This is a genomic window from Sphingomonas sp. DG1-23 (assembly GCF_030730875.1).
In the GTDB taxonomy this organism is placed as follows: domain Bacteria; phylum Pseudomonadota; class Alphaproteobacteria; order Sphingomonadales; family Sphingomonadaceae; genus Sphingomonas.
In genome coordinates, this window is sequence record NZ_JAVAMA010000006.1 from 108835 (window position 1) to 133352 (window position 24518).

Here is a 24518-nt window from a genome sequence, read left to right on the forward strand (position 1 = left end):
GGTGGGAGGATTGCCGTGGCGGTGCTGCTGGCCGTGGCGGCGCCGGCATCACTCGGCGCGCAGCAATCGGCCGTCGAAACCGAGGAAGCGTATGAGCCGACGGAGGCCGAGCTCGACTCGCTGATCGACGAAACGATCGCCGAAGAGTCGGCGACGAGCCAGGCGAACGAAGACCCCACAGAGCCCCAAGTCGAAGACGGATCTGTCGCCACGGAATCGGGGGAGCCGTCCGCCGTGCTGGACGAAGTGCTGGAGGAGCCGGAAACCGCGCTCTCGCGACCCGGGGGAGGCGCGCGAGTGCAGGTCGCCGTCTTCGCGCCGATACCGGTGTCCGCAACGCTCGTCGCCCAGGCGCAGGACGGCGATACGCTCGTCGATCTTGCCGCTGCGGACACGCGCTGCGACGGCTTTGGCGCGGATCCTCTCGATCCCGATCGACTCATGACGGAAAATGGGCGGATCGATGGCGTCGCGGACGAGCAACTCGAGCTGCGCGACATCATGAAGGAATGCGGGCCGGCGGTCACTGTCGCGACGGTGCGCGACGAGCGGGCGAGGCGCCACGGCTATATCCGGGCCCGCGCGCTGGCGGTGATGCGCCGCTACGACGAAGCGGCGGTGCAATTCGAGATATTGTGCGGTGCCGGCTACGGGATGGCTTGCTACCAGCTTGCGCTGATCAGGTCGGTCCCGCGCAACGGCGCACCCGCCGATCTGGGCAAGGCCCGACATTATGCCAGGCTCGCGTCCGAGCTGTGGGTGCCGGTCGCCGGGGCCCTGCTCGAGCGGCTCGAAGGCGAAGACTGGATCAGCCGGACCGATCTGCCCGAATTTCACCGGGCAATCCTGCGCGAAGACCTCGCCTCGATTCCGCATACGGTTTCTACACAGCGCATCGTGCTGACCCTGTTCACCCGGATCGAGCAGAAAGGAATGATGTGGCGCGATCCGCCGTTCACGATCACAGACCAGCAGAATGCGCTGAAGCTCAAGGTACCGATCCTGTCCGAACGCGCACGGGCGGCCTGGAGCAGCCTGCCGCCCGTGTTCCAGAATGCGCCGCGCGGCAGCGGGCTGGAGGCTTTTGTCGAGAATATGCTGCGCATGGGCGCGGACGTCTTCACGTTCGGCCGGCGCGTCGGAGCGATCGAAGTCGCGGTAGCGGCGGGCGACGCCAAGACGATGACTGCGGACTTCGACGCGCGTCCGAACTCCGGCGACCGCCAGCGTTACACGCGTAGCCTGGGACGATTGATGGCATTGTGGGCGCAACGCGATCCGGAGCCCGATACCCTCGGCATCTGCACGTTGTTCCGCGCCGGCCTGCAGCAGGGATGTCTGCCGCTCGAAGACTATAGCGCCGACGCGCCTTCCATCGGCTGAATCAGGGGTGCACGCGACAAGCTCGGGCTGGGCCCGATTGCTCCTGGCTAGTGAAAGGGACGTGCCGCGCACGCGGCGAAGTCGGATCGTCACCTTGGCGATGATCGTCATAACGGCCAGCTACCTGTTCGTAGAGCTGGCATTCAACTTCACCCTGATCCGGACACTCGGGTCGATCGATTTCGAGAAGGATCGCATCACTCTCGCCTCGATAAGCGGCATGACGGAAATGGGCCGGCGGCTCACTGCGACGATGGTCGCACTGTTTGTGCTTGGGTTCTTCGCCAACAATTACGTGAAGGATCAGCCGCCTTGGCCGCTGCTGCTGCTCCGCAAGCTGTTTTCCCCCGGGCGTGCGTCGCCGCGTTGGGAATGGCGGGCTGGAAGCTTTCTGTTCGCGGCGACCGCGCTGGCTGGAATCTGGTTCGCGACCCATAGGCTTGAAGACGAGATATTCGAGTTCCAGGCATGGATGGCGCCGCCGCAAGAGCGCCAGAACGTCCACATCGCGCTCAACGCCACCAAGGTCGCCCTGGCGGCAGCGAAGATCGCGGCATCCAGCCCCAACGGTGTGGTGGAACCTGTATCGCTGGACGTGCGCGACCCGTGCCTGGCGGTGCCGCGCGCTCGCGAGGGCAGCGTCAGGCTGGACGCCGCATTCCTCGCGCAACCGGGCGCGCGGCCGCTGATCGCCTCGCTTCCGCATTTGCTTTCGACGCGCTGGCAGGACGCGAACATCACGATCGCGGAGCAGCGTTGCGAGATCGCCGCCCGTTGGCGCACCATGCTGCCCAGCCCGCAGAAGAGCTATTCCGAGGCGCGTATCCCTCAGCTTATGCACAGTCTCGAGCGAGCATATGATCCCAATGGCAAGTTCGCCACGCCTCCCCCCGGGATCGTCGAAGAGCCGGACCTGCGCACCTGGCTGGCGATCTCCAACATTCCGGTAGGCCGCGCCGGCCTGTCACAGGCACTCGTGGATGGCTGCATGGCGGGCCGGGCCCGTCTCGATTATCCTGGGCTGATCTGCCTGTGGAAGGGACTGCATGCCGAAGCTCGACGTTTCGGCACGGAGGCCGGGTTCCGATATCGCTCGATGTATCTCGAGCGCCGTGCCGGAACCATTGCCGAGTATCAGAGCCAGATCGACGCGCTGGAGGCCGGCGGCGCGGAACTGGCCGACAATTTCGGCAAAATGGAAGAAGCCGACCGGGCGCGCATCCTGCCGACGGTCAGGGGGGAGGCCGAACGCAACAGCTGCCTCGTCGAACTCGATATCGTCGAGCAGAGCGTGCCGGAGTCGCTCGACGGCATCAACAGCTGCGAACAGCTGGGAAGCAAGATCAAATCGCTGGCCGACAAAGCCGTGCGGGACCGCTATTGCGCGCTCAACGATGGCTATTGCGGCGTGTCGGAGTGGTGGTACGGCGTCAAGACCAGCGGCGCTTCCGAGTTCGAGAGTCGCGCCAAGCGTGCCTGTTCTGCACAGCCCCCTAACGAGATCGTCGAGAAATGTCGTTCGGCGGTCCGCGATGGTGTGGCCGAGCGGGCCCGGGAAGCGCGCGGGCAACTCGAGGCAATCCCGCTCGATCCGCGAGAGGGAATTTATGCGGCACTGAAAGCGCGTCTGGATGAACTCGCGCTCGGCGAGCCCGCGCAATGGCCGTTCGACATCCAGGAGCGGCTGCGCGCCGCGTCCAATCGGATGATGGCAGGGGCGCTCGCGCCTGATCGCAGGGCGGCGGAACGCGTCGCGCTCACCGCGCTCGATGCGCTTCCGGCATGCGAATCCGCCCGGTATTGGATCGACGGCCACGTCGCCGAACGGCTCACCGATTTCAACGAGCAGCGGCAAGTCAGCCGGAAGCTCGCGGAGCTGCCATGGTGCGATACTTTCAGATCGGTAATCGCGGCTGCCGGACGACGGGCTTTCGAGCATGCAGAAGCGCTTCCGAAGCTCCGCGCGGAGGTGCGCCAGGCCCTCGCCATGGCCCTGTGGGAGAATGGAGCGGCGGACCGAAGCCGGGCCAATATGCTCGCGGAGTTATGGATCGGCCAGGACTGGATGCCGCAAACCGAGCAGGCATTCGCCCGGACGATCGAGCACGGCATCATCGCCAATCTGATAAGGCCGTTGGCGATCGACAGGATTTCGGCTGCGGGCAAGATCGATTTGAACGAGGCGGAGCGTTTCCTCGATCGGCCTCCCGAGAGCTTTGCGGCGCTGCTCGGGCACCCGGTATTCGACCGGCGCGCTCGTGAGGAGCTGAATGTGATGCTGGGCGGCTTTTTCGCGTATGCCGGCCTGTCGGAGGATCAGATCGGGCGGGTGCGACTGACCCGACCGTTACGGACGGACCTTCGGGAGAACTGGGAGCAGGAAATCTACCGCCCGCTGATCGACCGCATCGAGAAGACCGTTCTCCAGAGCCGCCTGATCGGCGATACGGCCGATTACGACCGGGTGCACAGCGAGGGCGCGGGTTTCCTGCAGCATCTATCGGCACGAAAAGAGATCGAGGGCGGCCGCTGCTTCGAGGCGGGGGAAAAGGCATATTACGCAGCCTTGCTTCCAACCCTCGGTCTGGGGCTCAGCATCCTCGGACTGTTGCTGCATTCCTGCAAGCTCACATTGTTCACCCTCAAGTTGGTGCCGCTGCGCAAGCGGATCCGCTTTCCGTTGTCCCTTTGTGTGCCGACTGCGCTGGTCCTCCTGCCGGTGCTTGCGCCCCCGCCGATCATGGAGGCGCCGCTGGCGCGGGATCTCTTCCGTCCGGCCAGCCTGTCCCGTCCCTCAAGCCTTTTCCTGCCGTGGATGATCGCGGCCCAAGCGAGATTCGAGGGCCTTTCGAGCGTTCCCTACGGGATCATCGCGGGCGACGACCATCTCTGGGATCTGGGCAGTCTCGCCGACGCAACGGAGAGCCGGGACCATCGGGCGCAGGTGGAGCAAGCGCTGGGGCAGGACCGTCGGATCGTAGAATTGCGCAATCGCTGGCCGGTGCTCGCGACCGAGCAATCGAACAATAAGCAGCTGGCCGAGCTACGCCACATGCTAGACAATCAGTTCCTCTGCACCGCGCCGCGGGTAAAGGCGCAGGGCTAGGTCCGGGTCACAAGCGATGGTGTCGCTCGCCGCAGCCTTGTACCTACAGATCACTGATTGCTTTTCTACGTCATTCAAGCGCACTAGACTGCGCGTGAAAGCAGCCGTCCGTTCATGTGTCGCTTAGCCCGACCTGACGGCCAAAAACACCTGCTGCGGTGGTACTATCGAATTGTTCGTTTCGAGACCGAAAGCTTACCGCGAGCTACCGCAAGCCCTTTGATATACTGCTGAAAAGCCCGCCGCTAAATGCTCTCACGGGCGAAGCCGCGGAGGGCAAAAAAGCCAAAAGTGCGAAATGGCAGGGGCGCTCGGATTCGAACCGAGGGCCTTCGGTTTTGGAGACCGACGCTCTAACCAGCTGAGCTACGCCCCTGTGCGGTTCGCGCCTTTAACCCCGGCGCGCGGGTACGGCAAGAGGTCTCACGCGGCGGCGCTGTTGCCCGTCGCGCGCGTCGCCAACATGCGGGCTTCCTGCACTGGAAGCGGCCGGCCGAAATAATAGCCCTGGACCTTGGTACAGCCCAATTGCTGCACCATTTGATGCTCTTCCTCGGTCTCTACGCCTTCGGCGGTCGTCGCCATGCCGAGGCTCTCCGCGAGCGCGACCACGGCGCGGATGATCGCGATGGCTTCCTTGGTGCCCTTCGATGCGCCCTGCACGAAACTGCGGTCGATCTTGATCGAGCTGAAACGGGTATGGGCGAGATAGCCGAGCGAGGAATAGCCGGTACCGAAATCATCGAGGCTCAGGCGAACACCCAGATCGAGGATCTTTTCGAGTACTTCGATCGCCACGGTGCCTTCGCGCATGAACACGCTTTCGGTCACTTCGAGCTCCAGCCGCTCCGGGGGGAGCCCGGATTGGGCCAGCGCCTGCGCGACGACGCTGACAAAGGCGGGATTGTGCAATTGTTCGGGGCTGACGTTCACGGCGATGCGCACGGGGATGTCCCAGCGCGCGGCTTCGTCGCACGCGGTGCGGAGCACCCATTCGCCGATCGGCGCGATCAGCCGGGCTTCCTCGGCCAGGGGCACGAACTTGACCGGCGAGACGTTGCCGAATTGCGGGTGGGTCCAGCGCAGCAGCGCCTCGAAGCCGGTGAGCTGGCCGTTGGCCGCATTGACCACCGGCTGGTAGGTCAGATGCATCTCGCTATTCTCGACCGCGCTACGCAAAGCGATCTCGAGCACGCGCCGCTCTTCGGCCGCCATATGGAGCTGAGGCTCATAGGCGTGGAAAACCCCGCCGCCGGCGTCTTTCGAGCGGTAGAGCGCCAGATCGGCGGAGCGAATCAGCATTTCGGCGGTACGCCCGTCGCGGGGGCCGACCGCCAGGCCCACCGACGCGCCGATATAGAGGGTGTGCTGATCCACCTCATAGGGCTGGGAGAGCGCATCGATGATCTTCTGGGCGAGCTGCTCGGTGCGCTGGGTATCGGTGGCGTCGCGGACGACCACTGCGAATTCGTCGCCGCCGAGACGGCCGATCATCTCGTTCTCGGTCATGAGCAGGTTCAGGCGTTCGGAGACGCGGCCGAGCAGGCGATCTCCGACGGGATGGCCAAGCGTGTCGTTGACTGCCTTGAAGCGATCGAGATCGATCATCATGAAGGCGCAGCGCGATCCCCATTTGTCGGCGTCGGTCATCGCACGCGCGAGCGTCTCGTTGATCAGCAGGCGGTTCGGCAATCCGGTCAGCGTGTCGAAGCGCGCCATCTGATTGATCTTGTCCGCCGACTTGCGGGCCTCGGTGACGTCGGAGCCGACGCCGCGGAAGCCGATGAACGCGCCGCGCTCGTCATGGCGCGGGCTGGCGGACATCTCCCACCAGCGCTCGTCCTGATTGACATAGACCGGCAGCAGCAGGTCGCGGAACGGCTCGCGCCCTTTCAGCCGTTCGGCGAGGGCGCGCAGACCGGGGGCGAAATTGCCATCTTCCCAAGTCGGCCCCGCAAGTAGCTGGAGAAAGGGCGTTCCGTTGATGGTCTTGGGATCGGCGCCGAGCGAGACCGCGAAACGTGGATTGGCGCGCGCGACGCGACGCTGGGCGTCGATTTCCCACAGCCAGTCGGATCCCGATTCCTCGAATTCGCGCAGCAACAGGCTCACCGTCTCGTCGCGTTCGGCGAGCGCCATCTCATTGGCGCGGATGACGACGAGGGCACGGCCGCGCCCGAAGGTGGCGATCGCCAGCAGCGTGGTGAACAAGGCGGCCGCGGCGGCGAGCACCGGCGGCCCGGAAAGCGCCAGCATCGTGCAGACCGCTGTGCCGACGATCGCCACGAACGCGATCGTCGCCAGCGGCAGCGCCGCCATGGCGACTGCGGAAGCGGTCATCAGCAGCGAGAGCACGATCCACAGGCCGAGCACCGCGTCGGCATCGACGGCATGGCCGAAGGCCAGCGGGGGAATCGACCAGACCGCACCGAGCGATATTCCGTCGAGAACGGTCTCGCGGACATCCTTGAGCGACCCGGTGACTGCATTGCGATGCTGCTTCGCCAGGCGCCGAAAGGCGACGGCGCACGCCACTGCGGCAACCAGCGCGCTCCAGCTGGCCAGCTGCCATAGCGGCACGCGCGGCGCGAGGAGCATGGTGACGAGCGAGGCGCCGACGACATTCGCCGCCAGCATGAACAATGCGAGCTGGCTGCCGGCATGGAGCTGCGCAGCGCGAATCGGGCCCCAGTCGATGCTATCGGCCGGATCGTAGAGGCCAAGCAGCGCCCGCGCATCGATGCGCGGCCTGACAAATTGGGAAGTCGTCTGGCTGGTCACCCGAAGGAGATAGCCGAACGGAGGTTAGCGAGAGGTTAGGCTCGTAACGAAAACGGAGGAAATTTCCCTGGGCGGACCGGTTTCGGCCGATCCGCCGCCGGCCGTCTCAGGCGGCAAGGTCGTAGGGCTTGATCTCGCCGTTGAGATAGAGGTTGCGCGCCTTGGCACGGCTGAGCTTGCCCGAACTGGTGCGCGGCAGCGTGCGGGGCGGCACGAGCTCGATCACGCAGTTCATGCCGGTCACCGAACGGACCCGTTCGCGGATCTCGTCGCGCAGACGAATGCGCTCCTTTTCGTCCGAAGTCCGGCACTGGACGAGCACCGCGGGGGTTTCCTCGCCGCCGGGGGTGGTGATCGCGAACGCCGCGATATCGCCCTGCTTGAAGCCGGGCAGCTGCTCCACCGCCCATTCGATGTCTTGCGGCCAATGATTGCGGCCGTTGACGATGATCATGTCCTTCGCCCGGCCGACGATGTAGACGTAACCCTCGGAGATATATCCCATATCGCCGGTATCGAGCCAGCCATCGGTCATGCAGGCGGCCGTCGATTCGGGGTCGCGGAAATAGCCGACCATCACCGACGGGCCGCGGCACCAGACCTTGCCGATCGCCTTTTCGGGGAGCGGCGTGCCGTCCTCCTCGCGGATCTGGACTTCCATGTCCTTGACCGGCTTGCCGCAATTGACGATCGCCCGGAAGCGCTGCGGGCGATCCGCACGCGCGACGTCGCCGCCCGAGAGCTGGGTCTCTTCGACCAACTCGACGACGATCCCTTCGCCCGGAGGCATGATCGAAACCGCGAGCGTCGCCTCGGCGAGGCCATAGCTCGGCAGGAAGGCCGAGGCCTTGAATCCGGCATCGGCGAAGGCGTCGACGAACGATTGCATCACGTCGGGGCGGATCATGTCGGCACCGTTGCCCGCAACCCGCCAGCGCGACAGATCGAACCGCTCGCTAGCCTTGGTCTGGCTCGACATGCGGCGCGCGCAGATGTCGTAGCCGAAGGTCGGCGAGTAAGAGAGCGTGCTGCCCTGGTTGCGGCTGATCAGATCGAGCCAGGCGAGCGGCCGCCGCGCGAAATCCTCGGTCTTCAGATAGTCGGTCGAAACCTGATTGGCGACCACCGACAGGAAGCAGCCGACCAGACCCATGTCGTGATACCAGGGCAGCCACGAGATGCAGCGGTCGCTTTCCTGGAGCTGCATGCCATGGCTATGCGCCGACAGATTGTTGAGCAGGGCATGGTGCGTGATCGCAACGCCGTGCGGGAAGCGCGTCGAACCGCTCGAATATTGGAGATAGGCGATGTCGTCGGTCTTCGCCTCGGGCAGCGCCATTTCGGGCGCGGGGCGGGCGGCGAACTCGGACCAGTCCACGCCCTGCACCTCGGTGATGCGTGCGGCTTCGGCGCACATCGCGCCGATCTCGGGCGGATAGATCAACATCGACGGATCGCAGCTTTCGAGCTGGACGCGGAGCTGGTCGATATAGGATTGCGCGCCGCCGAAGCTGGTCGGCAGCGGCAGCGGCACCGGCCACGCGCCGGCATAGACCACCCCGAAGAACAAAGAGGCGAATTCAACGCCGGTCTCCGCGATCAGCGCGATCCGGTCCTCGGGCTTCACGCCGGCCGCGATCAGGCGCCGGGCCTGCGCCAGCGCGTCCCGACGCAGTTCCGAGAAGGGGTAGGGCCGCGTCAGATTGCCGCGGGCATCGTGGAAATTCAGTCCGCGAACGCCTTCGGCCGCATAATCCAGCGCCTCGCCGAGCGTGGCGAAGTCCGCAAGACGGCGGGGGAGACTGTCGTCGGTCGGGGTAGGGACGATTTCCGTCTCCATGATACCCTGGTGCGATCCCGTTTCGTCCAATACCATTCTTATCTCGTGCCCCTGTGAGCTGACAGGCCGTTTTGCCCCGCACCGCATACCAAATGCGAACGGCTCTGCTACGCACTGGCGTTCAAAATCGGTTGCCACTGTGGCACAATCATGGCGCATGACCCGACCGAAGCGTCCGCTCACTCCCTTGAACCCTGCCGATCTGGAGCGGTTCGCGCTTCGCTATGTCGAGCGATACGCGACTACGCGGGGGCGGTTGGCGGACTATCTGAAGCGGAAGATACGCGAGCGGGGGTGGAGCGGGGAGGCGGCGCCGGACCCCGCGGCGTTGGCTCAACGGATGGCCGATCTGGGCTACATCAACGACCTTCTGTTCGCCGAGTCCAAAGCCGGAGCGATGGGTCGCAGGGGATTGGGGGCACGGCGCATCGGTCAGGCGTTGCGGCACGCGGGGATCGAAGATTCGGATCTGGACGCCGTCGCACCTGCGATGGAGGCGGATACGATATCGAGCGCGCTCGCATTCGCGCGACGCAGGCGTATCGGTCCGTTCGCCCGTGAAGTCGCCGAACGGCCGGTTCAGGAGAAACAGCTGGCGGCGATGTTGCGCGCCGGGCATGCGCTTGATCTTGCACGAAAGATCGTCCGCATGGCGCCCGGCGAGGATGTCGAGGCGTCCATCGTCCCTGAGCGGGACCGGTTTTAATTAAATCCTGAAGACCGAATCTAACAAAGCAATTCCACATTTGGAAAATGCTGTGTTAAATACAGTCGCTTGGGGGACTAGCATAATGCGTGCTGAACAACAGCTTGCGCCCAGCGATCACGGAATCGCACCGCCGGAGGACGAGGGGCTGAGGGTGGAAACGGCGTCGGAAGGTCAGGTTTATTGCGGTGTCGTCAAGTGGTTCGACGTGACCCGGGGGTTTGGGTTTCTCGTCGCCGACGATAGCGATGCCGGAGATATATTGATCCATTTCACCGTGCTGCAGGAGCATGGCAGGCGGAGCCTGCCCGAAGGCGCGCGGGTCGAATGCGTTGCGGTTCCGCGGCAGCGCGGGCTGCAGGCGAAGGAAATCCGATCGATCGATCTGAGCGAGGCCGTCGAGCCGCCGAAGCGACAGGGCGACCGCGTCGACAGGGTGCGGCTGATCGACGATGCCGGCCCATTCGAGCCGGTCACGGTCAAATGGTTCAATCGCCTCAAGGGCTATGGATTCCTCGTGCGCGAGGCGGATTCGGCGGATATATTCGTCCATATGGAGACGTTGCGCCGCGCCGAGATCGAGGAAGTCGAACCCGGCCAGCCGCTCAAGGCACGCATCGTCGAAGGCGACAAGGGACCGCTGGCTGTGGCGGTCGAAAGGACCGACTAAAGCGATGGTTTTCCGGCGAGAGAGTCGCGCGGCATTCGCCGCGGCAATGTTGCTCGTCTCTGCGGTTTGGCAGGGCAATGCAGTTGCGGGCATTGCCGCCGAACAAAGTGCGGCAACCACGATCACGGTGACGATCCAGACGAAAGCCGGCCCGCGGCAGTTCAACGTCGAGGTCGCCCGGACGTCGGCCGAGCAGGAACGGGGCCTGATGTTCCGCACCAATTTGCCCGCGGATGGCGGCATGATCTTCACGCCTTATCCGGCCGATGGCAGCGGCCCGCGCGAAGCGAGCTTCTGGATGAAGAACACGCCCAGTTCGCTCGACATCATCTTCATCCGGGCCAACGGGACGATCGCCTCGATCGCCGCGAACGCGGTCCCCTATTCGGAGACGCCGGCGAAATCGGGCGAGCCGGTGCGCGCGGTGCTCGAGATCAACGGCGGAAAGGCAGCGGAGCTTGGCATCGCCCCGGGCGACAAGGTGAGTTGGGCGGGTAAGTGATCCGCGCGGCATGACGATCGCGGATTTTATTGCCTCGATCCGCACCCGGGGCTAATCGGCGCGGATGAGCCTGAATCGCAATCCCTTCACCTGGTGGAACGGCGCTACCTTCGGAACGTGGTTCGGCCTGCGCGGCAAGACCAGGGTCGGCGAGGACTCGCTCGGCAACGTCTATTGGCAGGGCGGCACCGATCCCAACGGCCTCACCCGCCGCTGGGTGATCTATAACGGCTCGAACGACGCCAGCCGCGTTCCGCCCGAATGGTTCAGCTGGCTGCACCATCAGATCGACGCCGCTCCCGATCAGGCGCTGCCGGCGCCGCGGATCTGGGAGAAGGCGGCCGAGCCCAACCAGACCGGCACCCGCGCGGCATATCGTCCGTCCGGAGCGCTCGAGGCCGGCGGGCAGCGCGCCCGCTCCACCGGCGACTACGAGGCCTGGACCCCCGACGCATGAGGCGCGGCGCCGCAACGGCGGCAGCGATGCTGCTGCTCGGACTCGGCGCATGCAATGGCGGCGAGGGAGCGGGCAACAACAGCAGCGACGATCTGGTGATCACCACCGGCCAGGGCAATGCCGCGGGCGGTGCGGAAGTCGTCGCGGTCGGCCCCGATACCAGCGTGCTCAACGCCGCGGCGACGCCGATGAACGAGCGCGAGGCGGTGCTCGGCCTGCTCAACAAGCGCAACGGCGTGGCGCGCGAATTCAAGCTCAAGCCGGGCCAGGCGGCGCGGATCGGCGATGTCATCGTCCGCCTGCGTGCCTGCGACAAGACCGCGCCATGGGAAGCGGATCAGCTCACCGGCGCGTTCGTGCAGGTCGATGTCGAGCAGCTCGACAAGAGCTGGCGGCGGGTGTTCTCGGGCTGGCTCTACAAAGAGCGGCCGGCACTCAACGTCGTCCAGCATCCGATCTACGACGTATGGCCCAAGAGCTGCGCGATGACCTTCCGCGACAGCGGTCCGGATACGGTTCCGGCCCCGACCGCGGGCGGTTCCGGAGAGCGGTCGAGCGCGAAGAAGTCGCCATCGACCGAAGGCGCGCCGAGCGAGAGCCCTGCGGCCGAATCCCCCAGCGCGGCGCCCAGCAACGCGACATAATCGTCGCGCGGCACTTCGACCACGCCGAGGGTCGCGAGGTGCTCGGTCTGGAACTGGCAATCGAGCAAGGTGAAGCCGCCGGCCTTCAGTCGCGCGACGAGATGCGCGAAGGCCACCTTCGAAGCGTCGCGGACCCGGGTGACCATCGATTCGCCGAAGAACGCGCGGCCCAGCGCCAGCCCGTAGAGCCCGCCGACGAGCTGCTCGCCGTTCCAGCATTCGATCGAATGGGCGAAGCCGCGGCGGTGGAGCTCGACGAACACGCGCTCGATCGGACCGTTGATCCACGTATCGGGCCGATCTGCCGCCGATTCGGCGCAGAGCCGGATGATCGCGTCGAACGCGGCGTCGACGGTGACCCGAAAGCGTCCGGCGAGGATTGTCTTGCGGAGCGAGCGCGAAAGATGGAAATCGTCGAGCGGCAGGATGCCGCGCAGCTTGGGCTCGACCCAATAGACGCTCGCGGCCAGCCGATGATCGGCCATCGGGAACACGCCCATCGCATAGGCGCGGAGCACGAGATCGGGATCGAGGTCCAGCTGGGGCGGAAGCGGATGGCTCATCGCTGCCTCAACGCTTGAGCGCCAGTCTGCGTTCGATCGTCTGCCACAAGGTCGCGAACGCCTGTGCGCCAGGGCTGCGCGGGGCGAACACGCCGACCGGCCGACGGCGCTCGGTCATCGCCTCGATGATGCTCGCCGCCGGGATGACCGGCCAATCGTGCGCGGCCAGCGCCTCGGCATGCAGCTTGCGCCGCCGGTCGACCATCGAGAAGACCGGAAGCAGCGGCACCTTGCCGCCGCGCCGCGCGAGATGGCTCTCGACCTCGGCGAAGGCGCGCATAGCAAGCGCCGAAGGGATGACCGGAACCACGATCAGATCGGCGGCGCGCATCACCTGCTCGCTCGTCTCGGTCAGGCCGGGCGGGCAATCGAGCAGCACCCGGTCATACGCCGCGGCCAGTTCGCCGAGCAATTTGGCAAGGCGCTTCTTCTTGTCGAGCTCGTGAAAGACGCGATCGAGCGCGCGCAGCGACGTGTCGGCGGCGATCAGGTCGAGACGATCCAGGTCGCTGTGGCGGGCGAGCTTTGTCGGGCTCACATCGCGCGTGAAGATCGCCTGCGCCTCGTTGCCGCTGCGTTCCTTCCCGCCGAGAAGGAAGGTCGCCGCCGCCTGCGGATCGAGATCCCAGAGCAAGGTGCGGCGCGACGACAGGGTGGCTGCGGCCCAGGCCAGATTCACTGCCAGCGTCGTCTTACCGACCCCGCCCTTGAGACTGTATATCGCGATCGTAGCCAAGCGAGTCTCTCCCGTCGCAGCCGCAAGCTGGCATGAAAAAGGGCCGGCGGGGAAGCCCCGCCGGCCCTTGGAAACTGGAGATGCGCAGCGCCTCAGGCGTGGCAGTTCTTGGCCGGCTTGCCGGGAAGCGTCACGTTGACGTTCTTGGAAGTGCCGGTGAGCTTGTAGCCGCCAGCGGCCTCGAACGGCTGGCCGGCTTCGGGCGCCTTGAGCATCGTGGCGGGACCGGTCTTCTCGGTCTTGAGCTGGACCTGCTTGTTGCCCTGGAAGAAATCGAGATAGATGAGGCTGTTGTCGCCGCAACGCAGCGTAACGGTTTCGGCGATCGCGGGCGGGAGCTCGACCGGCGCGGCGTTGGCCAGCTGCGACGCCATGGGATCGGGCGCGGTGCTGCTCACTTCTTCGGGAGCTTGCTTGTTGCATGCGGCGAGCGACAGGAGCGCAACGGCTGCGGCGGCGATAAGGGAGGGGTTCTTCATAGCGGGTCGTGCTTTCGGACAGGTGGCAAGAATCGTCAAGCGATTCGTGATACAAGGTCACATTATTGTGCTGCAACGCAACGTAACACGCTGATTGTTTCCCCCATGTGAACCCTATTCGTGGAACTCGTCCAGATCCGGGATTCTCCCGAAGGCGATCTTGGTGCCCACTGCGTCGATACGCCCGCCGTTCAGCGGCCCCACGCTGACCGCATGCCGCCCGAACTTCTCGTTGATCCGGTCCATCGCGCGGCTGAGCGACAAGGTCCGCGTCTCGCGCGCCAGCGGATCGTCGGGATCGAGCGCGCCGAACAGCGAGCCCTGCTCGCCCGCGATCGTTTCGATCTCGCAGAGCGTGACGCCGACCATCCGCAGCCGAAACCCGCCGGTGCGCCGCCTTCCGGCCTCGGCAAGCCGCGGGAAGAGCGCGTCGAGGGCGGACAGGATGACGAAACTGTCCTGCGTATTCGGCAGCTTGATCGACGCGCGCCAGTTCGACTTGTCGTCCTCGAACTTGCCGTGAAGGACGAGCAACCGGCTGCGATAGCCCTTGCGCCGCAGCCGGCTCGCGGCCTTGAGCGCCAAGCGGCGCGCCGTGAGGCGGGTCGGCTCGAGCCCGCGCTTGCCCGGGCTGAGGACGTGGCTGTGACCGATCGTCCGGCTCTGTGTCGGCTTTTCGGGCAATTCGACGCCGTGGAGCAGATACCAGAGCCGGTCGCCATTGGTGCCGCCCCACGCGCTGCCGGCGTCGCGCGGGCGACGCTCGCAGAGCTGGCGGATGTCGAGGATGCCGTCGCGCGCGAGCCGGCGCTCCATCTTGGCGCCGATCCCGGCGATCTCGCGCAGCTTGAGGTCGTACAGGCGGTGCGGAAGCTGATCGGCGGTGAACACCACCAGCCCGTCGGGCTTTTGCAGGTCCGAAGCGAGCTTGGCGAGCAACCGGTTGGGGGCGATGCCGACCGAACTCGTCAGGCATTCCCCGACATTCGCGCGGATGCCGACCTTGATCCGCTTCGCCAGCGCCACCGCCGCCTCCGGCGAATTCTCATTGTCGAGCAGCCTGCACGCGACTTCGTCGATCGAGCAGACATGCGTGACGGGAATGTGTTTCCAGATCTCGGCGACGATCGCTTCGTGGAATTCGACATATTTCTCGTGCCGCGCGGGCGCGATCAATATGTCGCGGCACTTGCGCTTCGCCTCCCAGACCGGTGTGCCCGTCGAGATGCCGTAGCGCTTGGCCTCGACCGAGGCGGCGATCGCGACGGTAGTGTCGGCATCGACCGGCGCGACGATCACCGGACGCCCACGCAGCGCCGGGTCGAGCTGCTGCTCGACGCTGGCGAAATAGCTGTTGAGATCGAGGAACAGCCAGCGCAGCGGACGCGGCGGAAAAGCGAGAATATTGGAAAGTGCCGGCCCAATTTCACGGTTTTCACGGGAATCCCGGCATAAAGTTTCCGCGGAGCGCACGATTGTTACGCGCTCAGAAAAGGCGTTCTCCGCGTCCCTGCGCAAGCTGCGACTCATATCGAGAACAATAGCAGAACATTGCTTTGTAGGAAATCGGCTTGACCTGCACCGCTCCGGTTCCGCAGGACGCGCCAAAGGAGGATCGCATGCGAAGCTTGCTGATGTCGGGACTGATGCTGGCGCTGGCCGGCTGCGGCGGCGCGGAGGTGGCCGACAACAAGACCGTGCCGACCCCGACGCCCACGCCGGGGCCGAAGCTGGGCGGAGTGGAATTGAACAAGCCGGTCCGCGCATCGGGCGCCGCACCGTATTGGACGCTCTACATCGCGCCTGGAACGATCGCCTTCGCCGACGCCGCCGACGCTCCTGTGACGGATTTCTATCCGGTCTCGCCGACGCTGAAGGGGGACACTGCGCGTCTCGACACCCAGACCCCCACTGGCGAGCCGGTGACGATCACGCTCGCCGCGAAGGCGTGTGCGGCGGGCAAGGCGCAACTGCCGCTCACCGCCGAGATGCGGATCGGCGCGCGTACACTGCGGGGCTGCGCCGCGAACGGGACCTATGACTGGGCGGCCCGGAAGCCGAGCCCCGCGCCGGACGCGTCCGGCGACAATGCCTCCGCCGCCGCCGGCAATGCTCGCCGCTGATTCAGGTCAGATGTCGCGCGAGGTCTTGCCAGGCCGGTAGCTTGGCGTCGAGACCAACGGTGTGGAGCGGGCTGCTCGAAGGGAGCGCGACGATCGCGTAGTCACCGGCCGCGTCGCCGAGTTGCTTGAGGCCGTGGCGCAGCGCGGTGCCGCCGTTGAAGGCGATTGCGCGGAGTTCGGGCAGGGTTCGGGCGAGTGCGGCGATGTCGTGGCCTTCCACGTCGCGCATCGCCGCGTCGGTGCTGCCCGGGCGGGTGGCGCTGGCGACGACGTCCCACAGCCCGATATGCGCGTCGCGCAGCGCTGCGAGACGCTCGTCATAGGACAGGGGAGCGAGATCGCGCCCGGCGGCGGGCGAGATCAGCCGCCAGAACTGGTTCTGCGGATGGGCATAATAGCGCCGCTCGGCGAGCGAGCGTTCACCGGGGAGCGAGCCGAGCACGAGCAGGCGGACTTGCGAGTCGACCACCGGCGGGAAACTGTGCTTGCGCTCGCTCACGCGGCGGCGGTGATGTCGGTGTGGATGAAATCGTCGCCTATGAAGAGCAGTGGTTCCCCGGTCGTATGCGCCAGCGCATACGCGAAGCAGTCTCCGAAGTTCAGCCGGGCGCGATGGTTTCCCTTGCCGTACAGGCGATAGGCATGCCGCGCGACGCGGACGTGATGGTGGCTGACCGGGACCAGTTGGATGTCGAAATGCGTGATCACTGCATCGAGTCTATCGCTCAGCACGTCGTCCTTGTTGGCATCAATGACGATTGCCGCCTCAAGATAATTCGCCGTCGACATTTTGGATGCGCCGAAATTCTTGCTCAACAGCGGCACGATCCAACTCGACGGCGGTTCCTCGCGCATCAATGCAATGAGGGCAGAGCTATCGACGATCACCGCGGAAGGCCGTCTTCGTCATACAGGAGGTCGGCATGATCGATCGAGAGCATCGCGCCTTTCCACCGAGCCCGACTTCCGCAGATCAGGGCATAAAAGGCATCTTCGCGCGCGCGAACCATATCGGGCTGCAAAGCCTGTTCCCGTTCGACATCGCGTAATCGTCGCCGCAGGGCTTCCGTCACGGCTTCCGTAATGGTCGCACCCGTCGATTCCGCCAACCGTTCGGCCAGGTCGCGAGCCTCGACGCTCTTTATGTTGAGCTGTGCGCCCATTTCTACCTCCGTCGCAAAGCATTCTACCATGGCTTGCGCACGGACGAAAGAAGCGTAGCATCCGGGCATGGCGCGCACGATCACCCGCTATGGCGATTTCTGGCCCTATTATCTGCGCGAGCATGCCAGGCCCGAGACGCGGCGGCTGCATTATATCGGCACGGCGCTGACCTTCGTGTTTCTGGCGATCGCGCTGACGCAGGGCGGCTGGTGGTGGCTGCTGGTGCCGCTGGCGGGGTACGGCTTCGCGTGGGGCGCGCATTTCGGGGTGGAGAAGAACCGGCCGGCAACGTTCACCTATCCGCTCTGGTCGCTGTTCTCGGACTATCGGATGTTCTTCCTGTGGCTGGCCGGGCGGCTGGAACCGCATCTCAAGCGCGCGGGCGTGGCCGCATAGTTTCGCTTGCTTGCGGTGCGGGGCCTCGCACCCCTATCTAGCCGGCATGCATGTGACATCCGATACGCTGGGCCTGATCGGCAATACTCCGCTGGTGCGGCTCAAGGGGCCGAGCGAGGCGACCGGCTGCGACATTTTCGGCAAGTGCGAATTCGCCAATCCCGGGGCCTCGGTGAAGGACCGGGCGGCGCTGTTCATCGTGGCGGATGCCGAGGAGCGCGGGGCGATCCAGCCCGGCGGGACGATCGTCGAGGGCACCGCGGGCAATACCGGCATCGGACTGGCGCTGGTCGCCAATGCCAAGGGCTACAAGACGATCATCGTGATGCCCGAAACGCAGAGCCGCGAGAAGATGGACACGCTGCGCGCACTCGGCGCCGAACTCGTGCTGGTGCCGGCGGCGCCCTATTCGAACCCGGGGCATTTCGTGCACACCTCGCGCCGCATCGCCGAGGAGACGCCCAACGCGATCTGGGCCAATCAGTTCGACAATATCGCCAATCGCCGCGCGCACATCGTCGGCACCGCCGAAGAGATCTGGGCACAGATGGACGGCCGGGTCGACGGCTTCACCTGCGCGGTGGGGACGGGGGGCACGCTCGCCGGTGTCGGCTTGGGGCTCAAGGCCAAGGACGAGAAGGTCTGTATCGCACTGAGCGATCCCTATGGCGCTGCGCTCTACGATTATTATGCCTGCGGCGAATTGAAGTCCGAAGGCTCGTCGGTGGCCGAGGGGATCGGGCAGGGGCGGATCACCGGCAATCTCGAAGGCGCGCCGGTCGACACGCAATTCCGCATCTCCGACGCCGAGGGGCTCGAATGGGTGCGGCGGCTGCTCGACGAGGAAGGGCTGTGCCTCGGGCTCTCCTCGGGGATCAACGTCGCCGGCGCGGTGCGGCTGGCGAAGCAGCTCGGGCCCGGCAAGCGGATCGCGACGATCCTGTGCGACACCGGCTTTCGCTACCTCTCGACGCTCTACAATCCCGAATGGCTGCGCGACAAAGGATTGCCGGTTGCCGAGGGGCGCGACGCCGCCTGACGGTTCGCCTCGACAAGCGTAGGTCGAGGCGTTACATTTATGCCACAGCTATGAAGTCCGGATCGCAAGACTCACAGCAGGCAATGCAGCGTGTCCGGGTCGGCATGACCGGGCTGGCGATGGTGCTGGTGCTGATCGGACTGGCCAGCGCGATCTTCTCCTCGGCCAATCGCGACGAGCCGGTATCGGCGGTCGGCGCCCCCAATGCGATGGTGGTCGCGAACATGACCGGCGAGCCCGGCAACAGCACGACCGAGAAGGGCAAGGACGAGCCGCTCGCCGAGCTTGGCGTGGCGCCGAGCACGTCGTCGACCGATAGCCCCGACGAGCAGGGTACCGCTCCCCAAAACTGACGGGATGACGCGGGCGGCGCGGGGAAGCCGTGCCCGCGCGCGTTCGTGCGAGTCGTCGGCACCGGAGGCCTGCCGACCGTGTAGCGAGGCGGCTTCGCCCGCAAGCTTCGGGAATTATTGGACAAGACAGGAAATCGGGCGTCGCGGCCGTCGTGCCGCGCTGCTTTCCTGTGTTCCGACGTCCTGGAGAAACAAGAGGGGAACGTTTCATGATTCAAAGTAAAACACGGGTAATTTGAGGGGCTGAGTGGGGCAAAATCCCGCTTAATCCCCATATTTTCCGTTGTATCCCGGGACGCTTTGTGATCAAAGGTGACGCTTAGGGGGCACGCACCCTGTCACCGTGAGAACAAGCGCCGGGATGCCGGGAAACCGCGATTCCGGAGGCGGGGAAGGCGTGCCCAAAAGGGGTTTGGGCGTGGCGGACAGGGAGCTCTTCGAGGGATTTGCGCTCCAGGCGGTGGACCAGAAGGGCCGCGTCGCCATTCCCGCAGACCTGCGCGCTGCCGCCGAGCGCAATTCCGACATCCGCCAGATCGTCGTTGGCCTTCATCCCGAGGATCCGTGCCTGTCCGCGCACGATCTGAGCTGGTCGAAAGAGAAATACGACCGGCTCGACCGCAAGGAGGCGCTGGCCGAGGAGCGCGGCGCCGACGTCGACACGCGCGCCAAGCGCCGCGCCTTCGGACAGGTCGAGAAGGCGCCGTTCGACGACAGCGGCCGCTTCGTGATCCCGCCTTTCTTCCGGATGAAGGCGAAAATCGGCAAATGGGCGTTCTTCAACGGCAGCGGCGAGACGTTCGACGTCTGGGCACCCGAGGTCCTGCTCGCCGACGAGAATGCCGATCCGGGTCTTCGCGAAATCTGCGAATATCTGTGCCAGTCCAAGGGCGTGAAGCTGTGAGCGACGCCCCGCACATCCCCGTGCTGCTCGGCGAAGTCGTCGACGGCCTCGCCATCGTGCCCGGCGAGCGCCATGTCGACGCGACCTTCGGCGCGGGCGGCTATTCCAACGCCATCCTCGAGCGGGGTGCCGAGGTGGCCGCTTTCGATCGCGATCCACATGCGATCGAAGGCGGCCAAACTCTGGTGGCGGAGGCGGGCGGCTGATCCTGATCGAGGCGCCGTTCAGCCAGCTGGAAGCCGAATTGACGCGCCGTGGCCTCGTGCCGGTCGACGGCGTGACCATGGATATCGGCGTGTCGTCGATGCAGCTCGACCAGGCCGAGCGCGGGTTCAGCTTTCAGAGCGACGGACCGCTCGACATGCGGATGAGCCAGGAAGGGGTGACCGCCGAAGAGTGGCTCAACACCGCCGACGAAGAAGAGATCGCTAACGTTTTATTTAAGTTTGGTGAAGAGCCGAAGTCCCGGCGAGTCGCTCGGGCGATCGTCTCCGCACGACCCCTTAAGCGGACTTCCGAACTCGCCAACGTGGTAAGGAAATCCTTAAACCATAAACATTACGACAAGAAGGACCCGGCCACCCGGACCTTTCAGGCGATCCGTATCCACCTCAACCGCGAGCTCGACGAACTCGCGGAAGGGCTGGCTGCGGCCGAGCGCGTGCTCAAGCCTGGCGGGCGGTTGGCAGTGGTCACGTTCCACTCGCTTGAGGATCGCCTGGTCAAGAGGTTCCTGCGCGAGCGGAGCGGCAGCGAGCCCGCGGGTTCGCGGCATCGTCCGATGGCCGGCCCTCGGGCCGCGCCGAGTTTCGAGACTCCCGCCAAGGCCGTCCGGCCCGGCGAGGAAGAGATAGCGCGTAACCCGCGCGCCCGGTCTGCGACGTTGCGCGTGGCGCGTCGGACGGCTGCGGCGCCCTGGGGTAGTGAGGGAGTGAACTGATGGGAGTGCAGGGCTTCAAGGGACTGGGATGGTTCCTGTGCGGCGTTGTCGTGGCGCCCGCATGCTATCTCGTCAATTCGCACGGCGCCGCCGAACAGGCGAAGCTCAACGCGACCAAGCTCGCGATTCTGCAGGCCCAGCGCGACATTCGCGGGCTCGAGACCGAGTTCAACACCCGCGCCAACCTCGCCCAGCTCGAGCGCTGGAACGGCGAGGTGCTGGCGCTCGCCGCGCCGGCGCCGCAGCAATATCTCGCGGGCGAGATGGCGCTGGCCAGCCTCGACCAGCAGCCGGCCGAGGTTCAGCTCGCCGCACTGGTGGTGCCGGCTGGCGCGCCGGCGCTGCAGACGGCATCACAGGTTGTAGTGCCCGCAGCGGTTCCCGTTCAGGGCGAGCCGCAGACCGCGACGCCCGGCAAGAGCGTGGCGCAGCAGGATCAGGAGCTTCGCAAGCTGATGAAGAAAGCAGACCGCCAGGCGATCGCCTCGGTGGATCGTGGCGTGTTGAGCGCGGGCACGATCGACGATCTGCAAAAGCTGGCGAAGCGCGAGAAATTGGCGCTGCGTTGATCGTCGTCGTCGCCCCGCCGACCCGGCAGGGTCGTACGGGCGGTGCCCGTCAGGCGCTCGTCGCCGTCGCCCAGGTGCGGCTGATGATCCTGTCGTTGCTGTTCGGCGCCGGCATGCTGGTGGTGATCGGCAAGCTGGCATTGCTGGCGCTCTGGGCCGAGCCCGCCGTCGCGCGCGATATGGCGCTGGCATTGATCCCGCCGCGCGGCGACATCGTCGACCGCAACGGCGCGCCGCTCGCGCGCAGCATCGATGCGTGGTCGATCGCGGTCCATCCCAATCAATTGATCGGCGACAAGACCGCGCTCGCGCAGAAGCTCGCCGAACTGATCCCCGACAAGAGCGCGGGCGAATATTACGCCTTGCTCAATTCGGGCGGCAATTTCGCCTATCTGAAGCGCCGTGCGCTGCCCGAACTGGTCACCGCGGTGAATGCGCTGGGCGAGCCCGGCATGGAATTCCAGCGCGAGCCCGACCGGCTCTATCCCCAGTCCGCCATGGCGGCGCACGTCCTCGGCTTTCTCGATTCGCAGGGGCGCGGCGTCTCGGGGATGGAGAAGATACTCGAGCGGCAGCTGAGCGACCCCGCTCGCCGCGGCAAGCCGGTGGCGCTGTCGATCGACGCGCGCGTCCAGGCGGCGCTGGAGAACGAGCTCGGCCGGGCGATGACCGACCTGCAGGCGCGCGGCGCCGCAGGGGTGATTCTCGACGTGCGCACCGGCGAGATCCTGGCGATGAGCTCGCTGCCGAGCTTCAATCCCAATGCGCTGCCGGGCGCGGCGCCGCCCAACAACGTCACCCAGAGCGTCTATGAGCTGGGCTCGACCTTCAAGCCGCTGGCCGTGGCCGCGGCGATCGATGCGGGCGCGATCACGTCGATGGCGCGGCGCTTCGACGCGACCAAGCCGCTGCACATCGGCCGCTTCTCGATCAACGACGATCCGGGCGACGAGCAGTTCCGCTGGCTGAACATCCCCGAGACGCTGGTCTATTCGTCGAACATCGCCACCGCGCGCATCGCCGACGAACTCGGCGCGGAGCGGATGCAGGACCTGTTCCGCCGGCTGGGCTTCGACCGGCGCCCCGCGATCGAGCTGGGCGGCGCGAAGCCGCTCTGGCCGAATTACTGGGGTCGGGTGACGGTGATGACCACCGCCTATGGACATGGCATCGCCGTGACCCCGCTCCACTTGGCCAATGCCTATTCGGTGATGGTCAATGGCGGCATCCTGCGCCCGACCACGCTGCTCAAGGTCGATCCCGACAAGGTGCCCGCCGGCGAGCGCGCGCTCAAGGAATCGACCAGCGCGCGGATGCGTCAGCTGCTGCGGCTGATCGTCACCAAAGGCACCGGCCGCAAGGCCGACGCGCCGGGCTTCCGGATCGGCGGCAAGACCGGGACGGCCGAGGCGGCATCGGCAGGCGGCTACGACAAGCATCGCAACGTCTCGACCTTCGCAGCGGCTTTCCCAATCGACGCGCCACGTTATGTGGTGGTCGCCATGCTCGACTCACCCAAGGCCAATGCCAACACCCCGCGCACCACCGCGGGCTGGACCGCCGCCCCCGTCGTCGGACGGGTAGTGACCCGCACCGGCGCGCTGCTGGGGGTAACCCCCGACAATACGCGCGACATCGACGAGAGCGAATTGCTCCCATTGATCTGGCAGGGGCCGGAAGCGCCGAAGGCAGCCCGGTGAAGCTGGGCGCGCTGACCGGCGGCGACGAGGCCGCTGCGATCACCGGCTTCGCGATCGATCACCGCAAGGTTGCGCCGGGAACGATATTCGGCGCGTTCGCGGGCGCGCGGGTCAATGGCGAGGATTTCATTCCGGCAGCGGTGAAGGCCGGCGCGATCGCGATCGTGGCGCGGCCCGAGGCGGTGGTCGAAGGCGCGGTCCATATCGCCGACATCAATCCGCGTGAGCGCTTTGCCCGGCTGGCGGCCAAGTTCTTCGCGCCGTTTCCGACGACTGCAATCGCAGTGACCGGCACCAACGGCAAGACCTCCACTGTCGAGATGACGCGCCAGCTCTGGCGCATGTCGGGGCACCATGCGGCGTCGATCGGGACGCTGGGCGTGACCACCTCAGAAGACACCGTTTCCACGGGACTGACCACGCCCGACGTCGTGACGTTCCTCGCCAATGTCGCGGGGCTGGCGCGCGAGGGCGTGACGCATGTCGCGTTCGAGGCATCGAGTCACGGGCTGTCGCAATATCGCACCGAAGGCCTGCCGGTGCGTGCGGCGGCGTTCACCAATCTCAGCCGCGACCATCTCGACTATCATGGCGACATGGCGGCCTATTTCCACGCCAAGCTCCGCCTGTTCGCCGACGTGCTCGATATGGACGACGGAACGGCAGTGGTGTGGGCGGACGATCCGCACGCGATGCGCGTGGAAGAGCTTGCCCGCATGCGCGGGAACCGGCTGATCACGGTCGGCGAGCATGGCGACACGCTCAAGCTGGTCGGCCGGGATCCGACCCTGCTGGGGCAGGGGCTGACGATCGAGGCCGAGGGCAAGGCCCATAAGGTAATGCTGCCGCTGATCGGCGCCTATCAGGCGGCGAACGCGCTCACCGCGGCGGGGCTGGTGATCGCGACGGGCGGCGATGTGAGCACGACGCTCGCCAATCTGGCGCGGTTGCAGCCGGTGCGCGGACGGCTCGAACGCGCGGTGATCACGCGCAGCGGCGCGCCGGTCTATGTCGACTACGCGCATACTCCCGACGCGCTCGAGGCGGCGATCGCCGCGCTCAAGCCGCATACCACGGGCAAGCTGATCCTCGTGTTCGGCGCCGGCGGCGACCGGGATACCGGCAAGCGCGAGCCGATGGGGCAGGCGGCTGCCGCGGGCGCGGACGTGGTGATCGTCACCGACGACAATCCGCGCGGCGAGGATCCGGCGGCGATCCGCGCCGAGGTGCTGAAGGGCGCCCCCGGGGCGAGCGAGATCGGCGGGCGGCGCGAGGCGATCGCCGCGGCGATCGCGATGGCCGAGGCAGAGGACATCGTGCTGATCGCCGGCAAGGGGCACGAACAGGGCCAGATCGTCGGCGACCGGGTGCTTCCTTTCGACGATGTGAGCGTTGCCCGGGAATGCGCGGCGTGAAGCCTGGATCGCTGGCATTTCCTATTCCGTTCGTTTCGAGCGAAGTCG

Annotated in this window: 23 protein-coding genes, 1 tRNA gene and 2 pseudogenes; 16 read left to right on the forward strand and 10 right to left on the reverse strand. The window is 66.0% G+C overall.

Annotation, left to right across the window (positions count from 1 at the left end; all coding sequences use genetic code 11):
* Positions 1–15 precede the first annotated feature (15 nt).
* Positions 16–1383, forward strand: coding sequence for a hypothetical protein (locus Q9Q95_RS11460; protein ID WP_306097104.1), 1368 nt, complete (start codon positions 16–18; stop codon positions 1381–1383).
* A 94-nt stretch (positions 1384–1477) separates the two neighbouring features.
* Complete coding sequence (locus Q9Q95_RS11465) at positions 1478–4489, forward strand: hypothetical protein (RefSeq protein ID WP_306097106.1); 3012 nt, start codon at positions 1478–1480, stop codon at positions 4487–4489.
* 299 nt (positions 4490–4788) lie between these two features.
* On the opposite strand, the gene Q9Q95_RS11470 is transcribed toward Q9Q95_RS11465, so the two are convergent.
* The 3 genes from Q9Q95_RS11470 to Q9Q95_RS11480 all read right to left on the reverse strand — a co-directional run bounded on the left by Q9Q95_RS11470 (position 4789) and on the right by Q9Q95_RS11480 (position 9110).
* Positions 4789–4865: transfer RNA gene (locus Q9Q95_RS11470), tRNA-Trp, on the reverse strand.
* 47 nt (positions 4866–4912) lie between these two features.
* On the reverse strand, positions 4913–7270 hold the full coding sequence (locus Q9Q95_RS11475; protein WP_306097108.1) for a bifunctional diguanylate cyclase/phosphodiesterase: 2358 nt from the start codon (positions 7268–7270) through the stop codon (positions 4913–4915).
* A 106-nt stretch (positions 7271–7376) separates the two neighbouring features.
* Positions 7377–9110 carry a fatty acyl-AMP ligase gene (locus tag Q9Q95_RS11480; RefSeq protein WP_306097110.1) on the reverse strand — a complete coding sequence of 578 codons (1734 nt, stop codon included), beginning with the start codon at positions 9108–9110 and terminating at the stop codon, positions 7377–7379.
* A 340-nt stretch (positions 9111–9450) separates the two neighbouring features.
* Between Q9Q95_RS11480 and Q9Q95_RS11485 the strand changes: the two genes are divergently transcribed.
* From Q9Q95_RS11485 to Q9Q95_RS11505, 5 genes and pseudogenes are all read left to right on the forward strand, one after another.
* Positions 9451–9816, forward strand: coding sequence for a RecX family transcriptional regulator (locus Q9Q95_RS11485; RefSeq protein ID WP_371876741.1), 366 nt, complete (start codon positions 9451–9453; stop codon positions 9814–9816).
* Positions 9817–9901: 85 nt separating this feature from the next.
* A complete protein-coding gene (locus Q9Q95_RS11490; RefSeq protein WP_306097112.1) occupies positions 9902–10486 on the forward strand; it encodes a cold-shock protein in 585 nt (194 codons plus the stop codon).
* 4 nt (positions 10487–10490) lie between these two features.
* Positions 10491–10988, forward strand: a complete 498-nt coding sequence (locus Q9Q95_RS11495; protein ID WP_306097114.1) for a DUF192 domain-containing protein — start codon at positions 10491–10493, stop codon at positions 10986–10988.
* A 64-nt stretch (positions 10989–11052) separates the two neighbouring features.
* Complete coding sequence (locus tag Q9Q95_RS11500) at positions 11053–11445, forward strand: NADH:ubiquinone oxidoreductase subunit NDUFA12 (protein WP_306097116.1); 393 nt, start codon at positions 11053–11055, stop codon at positions 11443–11445.
* A gap of 188 nt (positions 11446–11633) precedes the next feature.
* Positions 11634–11867: pseudogene (locus Q9Q95_RS11505) on the forward strand (DUF2155 domain-containing protein); the annotation flags it as partial.
* 35 nt (positions 11868–11902) lie between these two features.
* Here the strand turns inward: Q9Q95_RS11505 and aat are convergent.
* The 4 genes from aat to Q9Q95_RS11525 all read right to left on the reverse strand — a co-directional run bounded on the left by aat (position 11903) and on the right by Q9Q95_RS11525 (position 15340).
* Positions 11903–12652: a leucyl/phenylalanyl-tRNA--protein transferase gene (gene aat / locus Q9Q95_RS11510; RefSeq protein WP_306097117.1), complete on the reverse strand. Its 750-nt coding sequence runs from the start codon at positions 12650–12652 to the stop codon at positions 11903–11905.
* A 7-nt stretch (positions 12653–12659) separates the two neighbouring features.
* On the reverse strand, positions 12660–13388 hold the full coding sequence (locus Q9Q95_RS11515; RefSeq protein ID WP_306097118.1) for a ParA family protein: 729 nt from the start codon (positions 13386–13388) through the stop codon (positions 12660–12662).
* A gap of 92 nt (positions 13389–13480) precedes the next feature.
* The gene (locus Q9Q95_RS11520; protein ID WP_306097119.1) at positions 13481–13867 is read right to left on the reverse strand and encodes a hypothetical protein; all 387 of its coding nucleotides are present in this window, start codon (positions 13865–13867) and stop codon (positions 13481–13483) included.
* A gap of 114 nt (positions 13868–13981) precedes the next feature.
* Positions 13982–15340, reverse strand: coding sequence for a type VI secretion protein ImpB (locus Q9Q95_RS11525; RefSeq protein ID WP_306097121.1), 1359 nt, complete (start codon positions 15338–15340; stop codon positions 13982–13984).
* A 146-nt stretch (positions 15341–15486) separates the two neighbouring features.
* Here Q9Q95_RS11525 and Q9Q95_RS11530 point away from each other — a divergent pair, with 146 nt between their 5' ends.
* Positions 15487–15990 (forward strand): hypothetical protein, encoded by a 504-nt coding sequence (locus Q9Q95_RS11530; protein WP_306097122.1) that lies wholly within the window; start codon positions 15487–15489, stop codon positions 15988–15990.
* A gap of 1 nt (position 15991) precedes the next feature.
* Here Q9Q95_RS11530 and Q9Q95_RS11535 read toward each other — a convergent pair whose 3' ends face one another.
* Genes Q9Q95_RS11535 through Q9Q95_RS11545 form a run of 3 tightly spaced genes read right to left on the reverse strand, consistent with a single transcriptional unit; the run spans position 15992 to position 17153 of the window.
* Positions 15992–16489, reverse strand: a complete 498-nt coding sequence (locus Q9Q95_RS11535; protein ID WP_306097124.1) for a DNA-deoxyinosine glycosylase — start codon at positions 16487–16489, stop codon at positions 15992–15994.
* Positions 16486–16878 (reverse strand): type II toxin-antitoxin system VapC family toxin, encoded by a 393-nt coding sequence (locus Q9Q95_RS11540; RefSeq protein ID WP_306097125.1) that lies wholly within the window; start codon positions 16876–16878, stop codon positions 16486–16488. Before Q9Q95_RS11540 ends, Q9Q95_RS11535 begins: the two co-directional genes overlap by 4 nt.
* Positions 16875–17153: a type II toxin-antitoxin system VapB family antitoxin gene (locus tag Q9Q95_RS11545; RefSeq protein WP_306097126.1), complete on the reverse strand. Its 279-nt coding sequence runs from the start codon at positions 17151–17153 to the stop codon at positions 16875–16877. The genes Q9Q95_RS11540 and Q9Q95_RS11545 overlap by 4 nt, the downstream gene beginning before the upstream one ends.
* 67 nt (positions 17154–17220) lie before the next feature.
* Here Q9Q95_RS11545 and Q9Q95_RS11550 point away from each other — a divergent pair, with 67 nt between their 5' ends.
* The 8 genes and pseudogenes from Q9Q95_RS11550 (at position 17221) to Q9Q95_RS11585 (ending at position 24470) form a co-directional block, all read left to right on the forward strand.
* A complete protein-coding gene (locus tag Q9Q95_RS11550; RefSeq protein ID WP_306097128.1) occupies positions 17221–17550 on the forward strand; it encodes a DUF962 domain-containing protein in 330 nt (109 codons plus the stop codon).
* Positions 17551–17596: 46 nt separating this feature from the next.
* Positions 17597–18589: a cysteine synthase A gene (locus Q9Q95_RS11555; RefSeq protein ID WP_306097130.1), complete on the forward strand. Its 993-nt coding sequence runs from the start codon at positions 17597–17599 to the stop codon at positions 18587–18589.
* Positions 18590–18672: 83 nt separating this feature from the next.
* Positions 18673–18942 (forward strand): hypothetical protein, encoded by a 270-nt coding sequence (locus Q9Q95_RS11560; RefSeq protein WP_306097131.1) that lies wholly within the window; start codon positions 18673–18675, stop codon positions 18940–18942.
* Positions 18943–19360: 418 nt separating this feature from the next.
* Complete coding sequence (locus tag Q9Q95_RS11565; RefSeq protein WP_306097133.1) at positions 19361–19846, forward strand: division/cell wall cluster transcriptional repressor MraZ; 486 nt, start codon at positions 19361–19363, stop codon at positions 19844–19846.
* Positions 19843–20786: pseudogene (gene rsmH / locus Q9Q95_RS11570) on the forward strand (16S rRNA (cytosine(1402)-N(4))-methyltransferase RsmH). The gene Q9Q95_RS11565 and the pseudogene rsmH overlap by 4 nt, the downstream one beginning before the upstream one ends.
* Entirely contained in the window at positions 20786–21355 is a 570-nt protein-coding gene (locus Q9Q95_RS11575) for a hypothetical protein (RefSeq protein WP_306097134.1), read from the forward strand. The pseudogene rsmH and the gene Q9Q95_RS11575 overlap by 1 nt, the downstream one beginning before the upstream one ends.
* Positions 21352–23055 (forward strand): penicillin-binding protein 2, encoded by a 1704-nt coding sequence (locus Q9Q95_RS11580; RefSeq protein ID WP_306097136.1) that lies wholly within the window; start codon positions 21352–21354, stop codon positions 23053–23055. Before Q9Q95_RS11575 ends, Q9Q95_RS11580 begins: the two co-directional genes overlap by 4 nt.
* Positions 23052–24470: a UDP-N-acetylmuramoyl-L-alanyl-D-glutamate--2,6-diaminopimelate ligase gene (locus tag Q9Q95_RS11585; protein ID WP_306097138.1), complete on the forward strand. Its 1419-nt coding sequence runs from the start codon at positions 23052–23054 to the stop codon at positions 24468–24470. The genes Q9Q95_RS11580 and Q9Q95_RS11585 overlap by 4 nt, the downstream gene beginning before the upstream one ends.
* The last annotated feature ends 48 nt before the right edge of the window (positions 24471–24518 follow it).

Bases quoted from the DNA above. Each gene is read 5' to 3' on its own strand.
- Q9Q95_RS11480 (WP_306097110.1), bottom strand. From the start codon at position 9,110: ATGGAGACGGAAATCGTCCCTACCCCGACCGACGACAGTCTCCCCCGC.
- Q9Q95_RS11485 (WP_371876741.1), top strand. From the start codon at position 9,451: ATGGCCGATCTGGGCTACATCAACGACCTTCTGTTCGCCGAGTCCAAA.
- Q9Q95_RS11490 (WP_306097112.1), top strand. From the start codon at position 9,902: ATGCGTGCTGAACAACAGCTTGCGCCCAGCGATCACGGAATCGCACCG.
- Q9Q95_RS11495 (WP_306097114.1), top strand. From the start codon at position 10,491: ATGGTTTTCCGGCGAGAGAGTCGCGCGGCATTCGCCGCGGCAATGTTG.
- Q9Q95_RS11500 (WP_306097116.1), top strand. From the start codon at position 11,053: ATGAGCCTGAATCGCAATCCCTTCACCTGGTGGAACGGCGCTACCTTC.
- aat (WP_306097117.1), bottom strand. From the start codon at position 12,652: ATGAGCCATCCGCTTCCGCCCCAGCTGGACCTCGATCCCGATCTCGTG.
- Q9Q95_RS11520 (WP_306097119.1), bottom strand. From the start codon at position 13,867: ATGAAGAACCCCTCCCTTATCGCCGCCGCAGCCGTTGCGCTCCTGTCG.
- Q9Q95_RS11530 (WP_306097122.1), top strand. From the start codon at position 15,487: ATGCGAAGCTTGCTGATGTCGGGACTGATGCTGGCGCTGGCCGGCTGC.
- Q9Q95_RS11545 (WP_306097126.1), bottom strand. From the start codon at position 17,153: ATGGGCGCACAGCTCAACATAAAGAGCGTCGAGGCTCGCGACCTGGCC.
- Q9Q95_RS11550 (WP_306097128.1), top strand. From the start codon at position 17,221: ATGGCGCGCACGATCACCCGCTATGGCGATTTCTGGCCCTATTATCTG.
- Q9Q95_RS11555 (WP_306097130.1), top strand. From the start codon at position 17,597: ATGCATGTGACATCCGATACGCTGGGCCTGATCGGCAATACTCCGCTG.
- Q9Q95_RS11560 (WP_306097131.1), top strand. From the start codon at position 18,673: ATGCAGCGTGTCCGGGTCGGCATGACCGGGCTGGCGATGGTGCTGGTG.
- Q9Q95_RS11575 (WP_306097134.1), top strand. From the start codon at position 20,786: ATGGGAGTGCAGGGCTTCAAGGGACTGGGATGGTTCCTGTGCGGCGTT.